Raw genomic sequence first — 14,909 nt, 5'->3', positions numbered from 1 at the left:
ATTTATTGGTTCGATACGCGCGCAATTTTTCCTTGTTCTATATAAACAAGTAAAATGGAAATATCCGCTGGATTTACGCCAGAAATACGTGAAGCCTGCCCCATTGAAAGTGGACGAACATCTTTCAATTTCTGTCTAGCTTCTGAGGCAAGGCTAGAAATCGCATCATAATCAATATCTACAGGTATTTTTTTACTCTCCATTTTCTTCATACGCTCTACTTGCTGTAAAGATTTTTCAATGTATCCTTCGTACTTAATCTGAATTTCAACTTGTTCTGTAACTTCATCACTTAATTCTACTTCACTTGGTACTAAAAGATGAATATGCTCATATGTCATCTCTGGACGACGTAATAAGTCACTTGCACGTATTCCATCTTTCAATTCACTTCCGCCAATATTGCGAATTAATTCTTGAACCTCAGGACGTGGTTTAATAATAATGCTGCTTAAACGTTCCTTTTCCTGTTCAATTTGTAGTTTTTTATTTGTAAATCGCTCATAGCGCTCTTCTTTAATTAATCCAATTTCACGACCAACTTCAGTTAAACGAAGATCAGCATTATCATGGCGTAATAATAGACGGTATTCTGCACGAGATGTTAATAAACGATATGGTTCATTTGTACCTTTCGTAACAAGATCATCAATTAAGACACCAATATAAGCATCCTCACGACCTAAAACAACTTCTTTTTTACCTAAAGAACGGCATGCTGCATTAATCCCAGCCATAAGCCCTTGTCCTGCCGCCTCTTCGTAACCAGAAGTTCCATTAATTTGTCCTGCTGTATATAAATTTTTAATCTTTTTCGTTTCAAGTGTTGGCCATAGTTGTGTTGGCACAATTGCATCATATTCAATTGCATAACCTGTGCGCATCATTTCAACATTTTCTAGGCCTGGAATTGTTCTAAGCATGTCACGTTGTACATCTTCTGGTAGGCTTGTGGATAAACCTTGCACATATACTTCTTGTGTATTACGCCCTTCTGGCTCTAAGAAAATTTGATGACGTGGTTTATCATTAAATCTTACTACTTTGTCTTCAATAGAAGGACAGTATCTAGGGCCTGTTCCTTTAATCATACCAGAATACATAGCTGAACGATGTAAATTTTCATCTATTAAGCGGTGTGTTTCTGTACTTGTATATGTCAACCAACATGGAATTTGATCCATAATAAATTTCGTTGTTTCAAAAGAGAACGAACGTGGCTTATCATCACCCGGTTGAATTTCTGTTTTACTGTAGTCAATTGTATTACTGTTTACACGCGGAGGTGTCCCTGTTTTAAATCTAACAAGATCAAACCCAAGTTCCTCTAAATGCTCAGATAATGTAATAGACGGTTGCTGATTATTTGGACCGCTTGAATATTTTAAGTCGCCCATGATAATCTCGCCACGTAAAAATGTTCCAGTCGTAATTACAACGGTTTTTGCTGTATATTCTGCACCAGCTTGTGTAACTACCCCTTTACACATACCATCTTCAACGATTAAACGCTCTACCATTCCTTGGAATAACGTTAAGTTTGGTGTTTCTTCAATTGTTTTCTTCAATTCATGTTGGTAAGAGAATTTATCAGCTTGCGCTCGAAGTGCACGTACAGCTGGCCCCTTACCTGTATTTAGCATACGCATTTGAATATGAGTTTTATCAATATTACGTCCCATTTCTCCGCCTAATGCATCAATTTCACGAACAACAATCCCTTTTGCTGGTCCACCAACAGAAGGGTTACATGGCATGAAAGCTACCATATCTAAGTTAATTGTTAACATTAATGTTTTTGAGCCCATTCGTGCTGCCGCAAGACCAGCTTCACATCCTGCATGACCTGCACCGATTACTATGACATCATATGAACCGGCATTGTATCCCATTGTTTATTCCTCCTAATAATCTCTATCTTTCTAAAACATCACTATATTATTTTCCTAAACAAAATTGAGAGAACAACTGGTCAATTAGGCTTTCATGGACTGTGTCACCAGTAATTTCACCAAGTATTTCCCACGTTCTTGTTAAATCAATTTGCACCATATCAATTGGTACACCATTTTCTATTGCCTCAATTGCATCACCGATTGTTTGTCCCGCTTGTGTTAATAATCCAATATGTCTCGCATTAGAAACATATGTCATATCTGCAGAATCGATTGTTCCTTCAAAGAATAAATCAGCTATTGCCTTTTCGAGTTCATCTATTCCTTGTTCCTCAATTAAGGATGTTGTAATAACACGATTTCCCGCAGCTAACTCTGTAACACGTTCCATATCAATCGCTTGCGGTAAATCAGTCTTATTCACAATAACAATAAAGTCTTTTCCTTGTACCGCATGGAATAGATCTTCATCCTCATTTGTTAAAGCCTCGCTATAGTTGACAACAACTAATACTAAATCTGCTTGGCTCATCATTTCTTTTGATCGCTCCACACCAATTCGTTCAACAACATCTTCTGTCTCACGAATACCGGCTGTATCTATAAGTTTAAGAGGTACACCACGCACATTAACGTACTCTTCAATAACATCACGAGTTGTTCCTGCAATATCAGTTACAATTGCTTTTTTCTCCTGAACAAGACTATTTAATAACGATGATTTCCCAACATTAGGTCTACCGATAATTGCTGTAGCAATACCTTCACGTAAAATTTTCCCTTGTTTTGATGTTTCTAATATTTTTTCGATTTCCGAACGAACATGCGTCGCTTTCTCAATTAAAATATTATGTGTCATCTCTTCTACATCATCGTATTCTGGATAATCTATATTTACCTCAACATGAGCTAATGTTTCTAATATTTCTTGACGTAGGCGACCAATTAATTTAGATAATCGCCCTTCCATTTGATTAATTGCTACATTCATCGCACGATCTGTTTTTGCTCGAATCAAATCCATAACAGCTTCTGCTTGTGATAAATCGATACGTCCATTTAAAAAAGCACGTTTTGTAAATTCGCCCGGTTCTGCCAATCGTACTCCTTGCGCTAGAATAAGTTGCAATACTTTATTTACTGAAACAAGTCCGCCATGACAGTTAATTTCCACTATATTTTCACGTGTAAAAGTCCTTGGTGCGCGCATAATAGACACCATAACTTCTTCAATAACTTGATTTGTATCTAAATCAACGATATGACCATAATGAATAGTGTGAGAAGGAACCTCTGTTAAATCCTTCCCTTTAAAAATACGGTCAACTTTCTCAACCGCATCATCCCCACTTACTCGAACAATGGCAATTGCACCCTCTCCAAGCGCTGTGGAAATCGCAGCAATTGTATCAAATTCCATGTCCTTTCACCTCACTTGCTTATTTATCTCTATTTCAACATGATTATTTCTTTCACTAAATTATTAGGATACCATAACGAACCTATCTACAAAAGAAGAATAACTCATTTTATTATATCCCCATGTAAAAAACACTAAACTTATTCACAGTGGATAAGTTTAGTGTTTTTTAGTTATCCACATCTATTTTTCGCTCAAAAAAACCGGCACTCATTTGAGCAACCGGTCATTTAGGAGATATTACAACATGCCGATGTGGTTCATTTCCTTCAGAAGTTGTTTTGATACCTTGATGATTTGATAATGCCTGATGAATAATTTTTCGTTCAAAAGATGGCATCGGTTCTAAAATAACTCTTTTTTTCGTATTAGATACTTGTTTCGCTAATCGATAAGAAAGTGATTCTAGCGTACTTTTTCTTTTACTACGATAATTTTCAGCATCTAGTGTAATACCTATATACTGCTTCGTGTTACGATTCGCAACAAGTTTTGTTAAATACTGTAAAGAGTTTAGTGTATTACCTCTTTTTCCAATTAAAACTCCTACATCATCACCAGAAATTGTAAATTCGATCTCGCGTCCTTTTACAACTTTACTAATTTCAACTTCCACACCCATATTGTGAATAACATTTCTTAAATATTCTTCACATTCCTGAATTGGATCTTTCTTCAATACAACTTCTACTACTGCAGGACGATTCCCAAATAAACCTAAGAATCCTCTTTTACCCTCATCGACAATATTTATATCTACTCGATCTTTTGATGTATTTAATTGCCTTAAAGCATCCTCTACTGCCAGCTCGACTGTTTGTCCTTTAGCAGTAATTATACTCACTTGCTTGAGCCTCCAGCTTTGCTAGCCTTAATCTCTGGCCCTTTGATAAAGTACATTTGAGCAATACCAAAGATATTACCAACAACCCAGTAAAGTGATAATGCAGCTGGGAAGTTAATTGCAAAGATTAAAATCATAATCGGCATAAGCCAAAGCATCATTGCCATTTGCGGATTTTGACCAGCTGTTCCTGCCATTGCAAGCTTTTGCTGAATAAATGTCGTAATTGCTGCAACAACCGGTAAGATATAGAACGGATCTGCCTGTCCTAAATCAAACCATAAAAATGTATGTTCACTAATTGCTGTTGTTCTCATAATCGCATGATAAAACGCGAATAAAATAGGCATCTGAACAAATATCGGTAAACATCCTGCCAATGGATTTACACCATTCTTTTGATATAACTGCATCATTTCTTGTTGTAGTTTTTGCTGTGTTGCTTGATCTTTAGAACTATATTTCTCTTTTAACTTCACCATTTCTGGTTGTAACGCTTGCATTGCTTTTGTACTCTTTGTTTGTTTAATCATTAATGGTAATAATGCAAAACGAATGATAAGAGTTGTAATAACAATTGCTAAACCGTAATTACTGTTAAATAAGTCGGCAAAATACGTGATTAACTGAGAAAGCGGATATACGAAATATTCATTCCAAATCCCAGTACTTTTCGATGTAATCGGCTGACCCGTTTCACTACAACCGGTGGCAATCGCCATTAATGCAACGACCATGGCTAGTAAACCTAATTTCTTTTTCAAAGCCTACTCCTCCTTGTATCGGTATGTATATAGTGTAATTCATTTCCTTACGCTACTTTTTTATTCTTTTCATACCAGAGCGTTTAAAGACATGAATTAAGCTTTTCTTTACTTCTTCATATGTCATCTCTGCACAAGGCTTCCTTGCTATTATAACAAAATCTTTTCCAGAATCTATCTCATCTTTTAACTCTGTAATAGCTTGACGGACCATGCGCTTAATTCGATTACGAACTACTGCATTTCCTATTTTCTTGCTAACAGAAAGGCCGATGCGAAAGTTTGGCTGTTCTTCTTTATCTAATTGGTATACAACAAACTGACGATTCGCATTTGATTTTCCTTTTTGAAAAACCGCCTGGAATTCATCATTCTTCTTTATACGATGTTTTTTCTTCATATCAATTGACACTCCTGTATTTCATCAGCGGAAATTCACTATTATTAGAAAAAAAGACCACTGAACGATCAGTGGTCTACGCAGATAATACTTTTCTTCCTTTACGACGACGAGCTGCTAGCACTTTACGTCCGTTCGCTGTGCTCATACGGCTGCGGAAACCATGTACTTTGCTGCGCTTACGTTTATTTGGTTGGTAAGTTCTTTTCATTATATGACACCTCCCTGAGGAATATCTGTTAAAGACAGTCCTATAAATTATAGTTAATCAACTAGGAAAATGTCAATGGTTCTAGAAATTTTCATCAAATATTCATTTTGAACCTATTCACATACTTTTTCACAGCATCTATATTTCCTTGTGGATAAATGTTTTTTCACGTTTTTTATATCCACAAACTTTTTTCCCACTTTTACACAGTATATCGTGTTGTGGACAAGTTTATTCCACAAGGTATTGATTTTGTGGATAACTTTCTTAAATTCATTGCTATAGCCACTTTTTTTTGATATTATAGTTGTGTTTTCACTTTGAATAAGTTTTCCACATCTTTATCTTATCCACAATTTGTGTATAACATGTGGACAGTTTTAATCACATGTGGGTAAACAGTTGTCCACATTTGGTTTTTTTGTCGAAAACCCTATCTCATATACAAACGACGTTTTTAGGTTTTAAAATACGTTTCGTATAAATATACATTTTATATTTATTAGGTTGTACATTTGTTGCGCAGCCTTATTCTTTTACCATCTTAGTAAAGGAGGGACACCTTTGGAAAATATCTCTGATTTATGGAATAGTGCCTTAAAAGAATTAGAAAAAAAGGTAAGCAAGCCTAGTTATGAGACATGGTTAAAATCAACAACGGCTCATAACTTGAAGAAAGACGTATTAACGATTACAGCTCCAAATGAATTTGCTCGTGACTGGCTAGAATCTCATTACTCAGAACTAATTTCAGAAACACTATACGATTTAACAGGGGCAAAATTAGCAATTCGCTTTATTATTCCCCAAAGTCAAGCGGAAGAGGACATTGATCTTCCTCCAGTTAAGCGGAATCCAGCACAAGATGATTCAGCTCATTTACCACAGAGCATGTTAAATCCAAAATATACATTTGATACATTTGTTATCGGCTCTGGTAACCGTTTTGCCCATGCAGCTTCATTAGCTGTAGCCGAGGCGCCAGCTAAAGCGTATAATCCACTCTTTATTTACGGGGGAGTTGGGCTTGGAAAGACGCATTTAATGCACGCGATTGGCCATTATGTAATTGAACATAATCCAAATGCAAAAGTTGTATATTTATCATCAGAAAAATTCACGAATGAATTTATTAACTCTATTCGTGATAATAAAGCTGTTGATTTTCGTAATAAATATCGCAATGTAGATGTTTTATTGATAGATGATATTCAATTTCTTGCTGGAAAAGAACAAACTCAAGAAGAGTTTTTCCATACATTTAATGCATTACACGAAGAAAGTAAACAAATTGTAATTTCTAGTGATCGACCACCAAAAGAAATTCCAACTTTAGAAGATCGTCTTCGTTCTCGCTTTGAATGGGGACTTATTACAGATATTACGCCGCCAGATTTAGAGACACGAATTGCAATTTTACGCAAAAAAGCAAAAGCTGAAGGGCTTGATATACCAAATGAAGTTATGCTTTATATCGCAAATCAAATTGATTCAAATATTCGCGAATTAGAAGGTGCACTTATCCGAGTTGTAGCTTATTCATCTTTAATTAATAAAGATATTAATGCTGATTTAGCAGCTGAAGCACTTAAAGATATTATTCCAAATTCTAAGCCGAAAATTATCTCTATTTATGATATTCAAAAAGCTGTCGGAGACGTTTATCAAGTAAAATTAGAAGATTTTAAAGCGAAAAAACGTACAAAATCAGTTGCGTTTCCTCGCCAAATTGCAATGTATTTATCACGCGAACTTACGGATTCCTCTTTACCAAAAATAGGTGAAGAATTTGGTGGACGTGATCATACAACAGTTATCCATGCCCATGAAAAAATTTCTAAACTACTAAAAACCGATACGCAATTACAAAAGCAAGTTGAAGAAATTAATGGTATTTTAAAGTAGTAGCTGAATAGTGTGAATAACTTACCTTGTTTTACGCACAGTCTATCCACATGTAGATAGACTGTTTTTACATCCTTCAAAGGGGTTATCCACATATCCACAAGCCCTATTACTATTACTACTATTTTTTATCTTTATTAATTAAATAAAATCTTATACTTACCGGAGGTTTTTCTTTATGCGTTTTACAATACAAAAAGACTATCTTGTAAGAGGTGTACAAGATGTAATGAAGGCAGTTTCTTCTCGTACAACAATCCCCATCCTTACGGGAATTAAAGTTGTAGCTACTGAAGAAGGGGTTACATTAACAGGAAGCGATGCTGATATTTCTATTGAATCGTTTATTCCAGTCGAAGAAGATGGAAAAGAAATCGTAGAAATAGCTCAATCAGGAAGCATTGTTTTACAAGCAAAATATTTTAGTGAGATTGTAAAAAAACTACCTAAGGATACTGTCGAAATTTCTGTGGAAAATCATTTTATGACAAAAATAAAATCTGGAAAATCAGAGTTTAACTTAAATGGTTTAGATTCTGCAGAATATCCGTTATTACCACAGATTGAAGAACATCATGTATTTAAGATACCAACAGATTTACTTAAACATATGATCAGACAAACTGTATTTGCAGTTTCTACTTCTGAAACAAGACCAATCTTGACAGGTGTAAACTGGAAGGTATATAACAGCGAGTTAACTTGTATTGCAACAGATAGTCATAGACTGGCACTTCGAAAAGCGAAAATCGAAGGACATAATATTGCAGATGAATTTCAAGCTAATGTTGTTATTCCAGGTAAGAGCTTAAACGAATTAAGTAAAATTCTGGATGAGTCTGAAGAGATGGTAGATATTGTAATAACTGAGTATCAAGTATTATTCCGTACAAAGCATTTATTATTCTTCTCAAGATTGTTAGAAGGAAATTATCCAGATACGACACGTTTAATTCCAGCAGAGAGTAAAACGGATATTTTTGTAAATACAAAAGAATTCCTACAAGCAATTGATCGTGCTTCACTATTAGCGAGAGATGGCCGCAATAACGTTGTCAAATTATCAACTTTAGAGCAAGAAATGCTAGAGATTTCCTCGAATTCACCAGAAATTGGAAAAGTTGTCGAAGAAGTACAATGTGAAAAAGTAGATGGAGAAGAGTTAAAAATATCTTTTAGTGCAAAATATATGATGGATGCATTGAAAGCTCTAGATAGTACAGAGATTAAAGTTAGCTTTACTGGGGCGATGAGACCGTTCTTAATTCGTACAGTAAATGATGATTCAATTATTCAATTAATTTTACCGGTTCGTACTTACTAGGTAAGGAATAAGGGTTGCTAGTTTAAAGATGCTAGTGGCCCTTATTTGATTTTTGGGTATTACTTTCCTAATGTTAGTTTATTTAGTACAATGAAAGAATGAACACTTTCAGAAAGTGAGCGATTTTATGAAACATATTAAAATTTCAACAGAGTATATTACACTAGGACAATTTTTAAAGTTAGCTGATGTAATTGATACAGGTGGCGCTGTAAAATGGTTTTTACAAGAATATGAAGTGTACGTGAACAACGAACTTGAAAATAGAAGAGGTCGCAAACTATATGCGAATGATGTTATTGAAATTCCAGGAAGCGGAACTTTCCAAGTTCAGGCATAAAGGGGGAGCCCTTTGTTTATTTCAGAAATACAATTAAAAAACTATCGCAATTATGAAAAATTAGAGCTTTCCTTTGAAGATAAGGTAAATGTAATTATCGGCGAAAATGCACAAGGGAAAACAAACTTGATGGAAGCTATTTATGTTTTAGCGATGGCGAAATCTCATAGAACCTCTAATGATCGCGAACTTATCCGCTGGGATGAAGAGTTTGGTCAAATAAAAGGGAAATTACAAAAAAGAAACAGTTCTTTGTCTTTGGAATTAAATATTTCGAAAAAAGGTAAAAAGGCAAAATTAAATCAACTTGAACAACAAAAGTTAAGTCAATATATTGGCGTGATGAACGTTGTCATGTTTGCCCCAGAAGATTTAAATCTTGTAAAAGGAAGCCCTCAAGTAAGAAGACGCTTTTTAGATATGGAATTAGGACAAATAGCTCCTATATATTTGTATGAATTAAGTCAATATCAAAAGGTGCTCACGCAACGAAATCACTTGTTGAAAAAAATGCAAGGGAATAGTAAGAATGAGGAAACGATGTTGGATGTATTTACACTTCAACTAATTGAGCATGGTGCGAAAATACTGCAAAAACGTTTTGAATTTTTGCATTTGCTACAGGAATGGGCAGCTCCAATTCATCGCGGTATAAGCCGTGGATTAGAAGAGTTAGAAATTGTCTATAAACCAAGTGTAGATGTATCAGAATCAATGGATTTGTCGAAAATAAAAGAAGTATACTATGAAAGTTTTCAATCTGTGAAACAACGTGAAATTTTCCGTGGTACGACTTTAATTGGTCCTCATCGTGATGATTTACAATTCTTCGTTAATAGTAAAAATGTTCAAGTCTTTGGTTCGCAAGGGCAACAACGAACGACCGCACTATCCCTAAAATTAGCTGAAATTGAATTAATTTATTCAGAGGTTAAAGAATATCCAATCCTTTTGCTGGATGATGTTTTATCAGAATTAGACGATTATCGTCAATCACATCTGTTAAATACAATTCAAGGAAAGGTGCAAACATTTGTTACAACGACGAGTGTCGACGGAATTGAACACGAAACATTAAAAGATGCGAAAACAATTCATGTAACGAACGGCACGGTAGATTGTGAAATAGATAGGGCATAAACCCCTGTTTAAATGGAAAAGTAGGTGATCTTTGTGTCAATGGAACAAAAACAAATGCAAGAAAATGCATATGATGAAAGTCAGATACAGGTACTTGAAGGACTAGAGGCAGTTCGGAAACGTCCGGGTATGTATATTGGATCTACGAGTGGAAAGGGACTTCACCACCTTGTATGGGAGATTGTCGATAATAGTATCGATGAAGCGTTAGCAGGATATTGTGATGAAATTAACGTTAGTATCGAAGAAGATAATAGTATTCTTGTAACGGATAATGGACGTGGTATTCCAGTTGGTATACAAGAAAAAATGGGGCGTCCTGCAGTAGAGGTTATTATGACTGTCCTCCACGCTGGTGGTAAATTTGGCGGTGGCGGTTACAAAGTTTCTGGTGGTTTGCACGGTGTTGGTGCATCTGTTGTAAATGCCTTATCAACAGAATTAGAAGTATTTGTACATCGTGATGGTAAAATCCATTACCAAAAATACGAAAGAGGTATTCCGGTTGCAGATTTAAAAGTCATCGGTGATACAGATAAGACTGGAACAATAACTCGCTTTAAACCGGATCCAGAAATTTTTAAAGAGACGACAGAATATGAATTCGATACGCTAGCGACTCGTATGCGTGAGTTGGCGTTTTTAAATCGTAATATTAAATTAACAATTGAAGATAAACGTGAACATAAGCAAAAGAAAGAGTTCCACTATGAAGGTGGAATTAAATCATATGTTGAACATTTAAATCGTTCAAAACAACCAATTCATGAAGAGCCTGTATATGTAGAAGGTTCAAAAGATGGTATTCAAGTTGAAGTTGCGCTTCAATATAACGAAGGATATACAAATCATATTTACTCATTTACAAATAATATTCATACGTATGAAGGTGGTACACATGAGGTAGGATTTAAAACTGCCTTAACACGTGTGATTAACGATTATGGTCGTAAAAATAACATTTTAAAAGATGCGGATAGTAATTTGACTGGTGAAGATGTTCGTGAAGGTTTAACAGCAATTGTGTCGATTAAACATCCAAATCCACAATTTGAAGGGCAAACGAAGACGAAACTTGGAAATAGTGAAGCGAGGACGATTACGGAGTCAGTATTCTCTGAGGCTTTTGAAAAATTCTTACTGGAAAATCCCAATGTTGCACGTAAGATTGTAGATAAAGGAACGATGGCAGCACGTGCGCGTGTAGCAGCTAAAAAAGCTCGTGAGCTAACTCGCCGAAAGAGTGCTTTAGAAGTTTCAAGTTTACCAGGGAAATTGGCAGATTGTTCTTCTAAAGATCCAGCAATTAGTGAAATTTATATCGTAGAGGGTGACTCTGCGGGTGGATCTGCAAAACAAGGACGCGATCGTCATTTTCAAGCAATTTTACCGCTGAAGGGTAAAATTATTAATGTTGAAAAGGCACGCTTAGATAAGATTTTATCAAATGATGAAGTTCGTACAATTATTACGGCGATTGGTACAAATATTGGTGGGGACTTCGATATCGAAAAAGCACGCTATCATAAAGTTATTATTATGACCGATGCCGATGTTGATGGTGCGCATATTCGTACCCTATTATTAACGTTCTTCTATCGTTATATGCGTCAAATAATTGAGTGTGGATATATATATATCGCACAGCCACCGTTGTTTAAGGTGCAACAAGGTAAAAAAATTCAATATGCTTATAATGATAAAGAACTTGAAAAAATATTAGCTGAGTTACCAGCCCAGCCGAAACCAGGAATTCAACGTTATAAAGGTCTTGGAGAGATGAATCCAACTCAGCTATGGGAGACGACAATGGATCCAGAAGTACGTTCGTTACTTCAAGTTTCTCTTCAAGACGCAATAGAAGCAGATGAAACATTTGAAATTTTAATGGGTGATAAAGTGGAACCACGTCGTAACTTTATCCAAGAGAATGCAAAATACGTGAAAAACCTTGATATTTAAATGAGTAATGACAGGAATCTAAGTATTCCTGTCTTCTACATATAAATCAATGTATGTATAACGGAAACGTAAGAGGAGGTGCTCGTTGATGTCAGACAATCAACAACAAGCACGAATTCGAGAAATTAATATTAGTCATGAAATGCGTACCTCATTTTTAGATTACGCAATGAGTGTTATCGTATCTCGTGCATTACCAGATGTTCGTGATGGATTAAAACCTGTGCATCGTAGGGTTTTATATGCGATGAATGATTTAGGAATTACAGCTGATAAAGCGTATAAGAAATCAGCACGTATTGTCGGTGAAGTAATCGGGAAGTATCACCCTCATGGTGATTCAGCCGTTTATGAAACAATGGTACGTATGGCGCAAGATTTCAGTCAACGTTATATGCTTGTAGATGGGCATGGTAACTTCGGTTCTGTAGATGGAGATTCAGCAGCGGCAATGCGTTATACAGAGGCAAGAATGTCTAAGATTTCTATGGAATTAATACGTGATATTTCAAAAAATACAATTGATTATCAAGATAACTACGATGGTTCGGAAAGAGAGCCGATTGTATTACCAGCGCGTTTTCCTAATTTATTAGTAAACGGTACGACAGGTATTGCAGTTGGTATGGCAACAAATATTCCGCCGCATCAACTTGGCGAAGTAATTGATGGTGTGTTGGCATTAAGTCATAACCCGGATATTACTATAGCGGAGTTAATGGAATATATTCCTGGACCAGACTTCCCGACATCAGGTTTAATCTTAGGTCGAAGTGGCATCCGTAGAGCTTATGAAACAGGGCGCGGTTCTATTATGCTTCGTGCCAAAGTTGAAATTGAAGAGAAATCAAATGGTAAACAATCTATTATCGTAACGGAACTACCTTATCAAGTTAATAAGGCACGATTAATTGAAAAAATCGCAGAATTAGTTCGCGATAAGAAAATTGAAGGTATTACAGATTTACGTGATGAATCAGACCGAAATGGTATGCGTATTGTCATGGAAGTACGTCGTGACGCCAATGCAAACGTACTATTAAACAATCTATATAAACATACAGCACTTCAAACAAGTTTCGGTATTAATATGTTGTCTCTTGTAAATGGAGAGCCTCAAGTACTAAATTTAAAACAAAACTTATATCATTATTTGGAGCACCAGAAGGTAGTAATCCGTAGACGTACTGCGTATGAATTAGAAAAAGCAGAGGCACGTGCTCATATTTTAGAAGGATTACGAATTGCTTTAGATCATCTTGATGAAGTTATTACGTTAATTCGTAGTTCAAAAACGGCTGATATTGCAAAGCAAGGCTTAATGGAACGTTTCGGTTTAAGTGAGAAACAAGCGCAAGCGATTTTAGATATGCGTCTGCAACGTTTAACTGGATTAGAACGTGAAAAAATCGAGCAAGAATATCAAGATTTAATGAATTTAATTGCTGAATTAAAAGCGATTTTAGCAGATGAAGAGAAAGTTCTTGAGATTATTCGTGAAGAATTAACAGAAGTAAAAGAGCGTTTCAATGATAAGAGACGAACAGAAATTACAATTGGCGGTATGGAATTTATTGAAGATGAAGATTTAATTCCTGAGCAAAATATTGCAATTACGTTAACTCATAACGGTTATATTAAGAGGTTACCAGCTTCTACGTACAAAACACAGAACCGTGGGGGACGTGGTGTACAAGGAATGGGTACGAATGATGATGACTTTGTTGAACACTTATTAACAACGTCTACTCATGATCATATTTTATTCTTTACAAACAAGGGTAAAGTATACCGTACGAAAGGATATGAAATCCCAGAGTATAGTCGTACTGCAAAAGGGCTACCAATTATTAACCTATTAGGGGTAGATAAGGGTGAGTGGATCAATGCCATTATTCCAATTCGTGAATTTGGTGACGACCAGTTCTTATTCTTTACAACGAAACAAGGTATTTCTAAGAGAACGCCACTTTCATCATTTGCAAATATACGTACGAACGGTTTAATTGCAATTTCGCTTCGTGAAGAAGATGAAGTGATTTCTGTACGTTTAACATCTGGCGATAAAGATATTATCGTAGGGACAAGCAACGGTATGTTAATTCGCTTCAATGAACAAGATGTACGTTCTATGGGCCGTAATGCAGCTGGTGTAAAAGCTATTACATTAGGCGAAGAGGACCAAGTAGTAGGTATGGAAATTGTTGAAGAAGATACGAATGTCTTAATTGTAACGAAAAACGGGTATGGTAAGCGTACTCCAGTTGAAGAGTATCGACTACAAAGCCGTGGTGGTAAAGGTCTTAAAACTTGTAACATTACAGATAAAAACGGTAAGTTAGTAGCGGTTAAGTCTGTAACAGGTGAAGAAGACATCATGCTAATTACAGCCGCAGGCGTTATTATTCGTATGCCGGTTGATCAAATCTCTCAAATGGGACGTAATACACAAGGTGTTCGTCTAATTCGTTTAGAGGATGAGCAAGAGGTAGCGACAGTAGCAAAAGCACAGAAAGATGAAGAAGAAGAATCTAATGAAGAGGTTTCTTCTGAAGAATAAGAGGGTGGATTTTCCCCCCCTCTTATTTTTTTATAATAATACTTGCATAGTGATAGCAAAGTCTATATAATAGGCAGAGTCAGCAAATGAGAGATACAAATTATCTTGAAAAACTTGTTGACGAAAATAATATACTATGATATA

At 35.7% G+C, this 14,909-nt stretch carries 12 protein-coding genes; 6 read left to right on the top strand and 6 right to left on the bottom strand.

All coding sequences use genetic code 11. The features are described from left to right. Positions 1–2 precede the first annotated feature (2 nt). The 6 genes from mnmG to rpmH all read right to left on the bottom strand — a co-directional run bounded on the left by mnmG (position 3) and on the right by rpmH (position 5,534). The gene (gene mnmG / locus N2V92_RS07540) at positions 3–1,892 is read right to left on the bottom strand and encodes a tRNA uridine-5-carboxymethylaminomethyl(34) synthesis enzyme MnmG (RefSeq protein WP_000541045.1); all 1,890 of its coding nucleotides are present in this window, start codon (positions 1,890–1,892) and stop codon (positions 3–5) included. 46 nt (positions 1,893–1,938) lie between these two features. After that, positions 1,939–3,315: a tRNA uridine-5-carboxymethylaminomethyl(34) synthesis GTPase MnmE gene (gene mnmE, locus N2V92_RS07535; protein ID WP_000393760.1), complete on the bottom strand. Its 1,377-nt coding sequence runs from the start codon at positions 3,313–3,315 to the stop codon at positions 1,939–1,941. 226 nt (positions 3,316–3,541) lie between these two features. After that, positions 3,542–4,159 (bottom strand): RNA-binding cell elongation regulator Jag/EloR, encoded by a 618-nt coding sequence (gene jag / locus N2V92_RS07530; protein ID WP_000022797.1) that lies wholly within the window; start codon positions 4,157–4,159, stop codon positions 3,542–3,544. Then, positions 4,156–4,923: a YidC family membrane integrase SpoIIIJ gene (spoIIIJ, locus tag N2V92_RS07525; RefSeq protein WP_000727741.1), complete on the bottom strand. Its 768-nt coding sequence runs from the start codon at positions 4,921–4,923 to the stop codon at positions 4,156–4,158. The genes jag and spoIIIJ overlap by 4 nt, the downstream gene beginning before the upstream one ends. 52 nt (positions 4,924–4,975) lie before the next feature. Beyond that, a complete protein-coding gene (rnpA, locus tag N2V92_RS07520) occupies positions 4,976–5,323 on the bottom strand; it encodes a ribonuclease P protein component (RefSeq protein WP_000726621.1) in 348 nt (115 codons plus the stop codon). A gap of 76 nt (positions 5,324–5,399) precedes the next feature. Continuing rightward, the gene (gene rpmH, locus N2V92_RS07515; protein WP_000831901.1) at positions 5,400–5,534 is read right to left on the bottom strand and encodes a 50S ribosomal protein L34; all 135 of its coding nucleotides are present in this window, start codon (positions 5,532–5,534) and stop codon (positions 5,400–5,402) included. Between the two features lie 564 nt (positions 5,535–6,098). On the opposite strand from rpmH, the gene dnaA reads away from it, so the two are divergent. From dnaA to gyrA, 6 genes are all read left to right on the top strand, one after another. Continuing rightward, positions 6,099–7,439 (top strand): chromosomal replication initiator protein DnaA, encoded by a 1,341-nt coding sequence (gene dnaA / locus N2V92_RS07510; protein ID WP_000428018.1) that lies wholly within the window; start codon positions 6,099–6,101, stop codon positions 7,437–7,439. 178 nt (positions 7,440–7,617) lie between these two features. Next, positions 7,618–8,763 (top strand): DNA polymerase III subunit beta, encoded by a 1,146-nt coding sequence (gene dnaN, locus N2V92_RS07505; protein ID WP_001212884.1) that lies wholly within the window; start codon positions 7,618–7,620, stop codon positions 8,761–8,763. 127 nt (positions 8,764–8,890) lie between these two features. After that, entirely contained in the window at positions 8,891–9,103 is a 213-nt protein-coding gene (gene yaaA, locus N2V92_RS07500) for a S4 domain-containing protein YaaA (protein WP_000680510.1), read from the top strand. A gap of 12 nt (positions 9,104–9,115) precedes the next feature. Then, entirely contained in the window at positions 9,116–10,243 is a 1,128-nt protein-coding gene (gene recF / locus N2V92_RS07495; RefSeq protein WP_000470754.1) for a DNA replication/repair protein RecF, read from the top strand. A 39-nt stretch (positions 10,244–10,282) separates the two neighbouring features. After that, on the top strand, positions 10,283–12,205 hold the full coding sequence (gyrB, locus tag N2V92_RS07490) for a DNA topoisomerase (ATP-hydrolyzing) subunit B (protein WP_000435979.1): 1,923 nt from the start codon (positions 10,283–10,285) through the stop codon (positions 12,203–12,205). Between the two features lie 88 nt (positions 12,206–12,293). After that, on the top strand, positions 12,294–14,765 hold the full coding sequence (gyrA, locus tag N2V92_RS07485) for a DNA gyrase subunit A (RefSeq protein ID WP_001282868.1): 2,472 nt from the start codon (positions 12,294–12,296) through the stop codon (positions 14,763–14,765). Positions 14,766–14,909 lie beyond the last annotated feature (144 nt).

Source organism: Bacillus sp. CH_48 (genome assembly GCF_038008465.1).
GTDB classification, from domain to species: domain Bacteria; phylum Bacillota; class Bacilli; order Bacillales; family Bacillaceae_G; genus Bacillus_A; species Bacillus_A thuringiensis_S.
Note: the sequence above shows the minus strand (reverse complement) of the source record. Positions and strands in the feature narration are given on the sequence as shown.

What these genes read in the sequence shown, in the direction of transcription:
- yaaA (WP_000680510.1), top strand. Translation starts at nt 8,891, where the DNA reads ATGAAACATATTAAAATTTCAACAGAGTATATTACACTAGGACAATTT.
- gyrA (WP_001282868.1), top strand. Translation starts at nt 12,294, where the DNA reads ATGTCAGACAATCAACAACAAGCACGAATTCGAGAAATTAATATTAGT.
- rnpA (WP_000726621.1), bottom strand. Translation starts at nt 5,323, where the DNA reads ATGAAGAAAAAACATCGTATAAAGAAGAATGATGAATTCCAGGCGGTT.
- gyrB (WP_000435979.1), top strand. Translation starts at nt 10,283, where the DNA reads ATGGAACAAAAACAAATGCAAGAAAATGCATATGATGAAAGTCAGATA.
- mnmE (WP_000393760.1), bottom strand. Translation starts at nt 3,315, where the DNA reads ATGGAATTTGATACAATTGCTGCGATTTCCACAGCGCTTGGAGAGGGT.
- dnaN (WP_001212884.1), top strand. Translation starts at nt 7,618, where the DNA reads ATGCGTTTTACAATACAAAAAGACTATCTTGTAAGAGGTGTACAAGAT.
- rpmH (WP_000831901.1), bottom strand. Translation starts at nt 5,534, where the DNA reads ATGAAAAGAACTTACCAACCAAATAAACGTAAGCGCAGCAAAGTACAT.
- mnmG (WP_000541045.1), bottom strand. Translation starts at nt 1,892, where the DNA reads ATGGGATACAATGCCGGTTCATATGATGTCATAGTAATCGGTGCAGGT.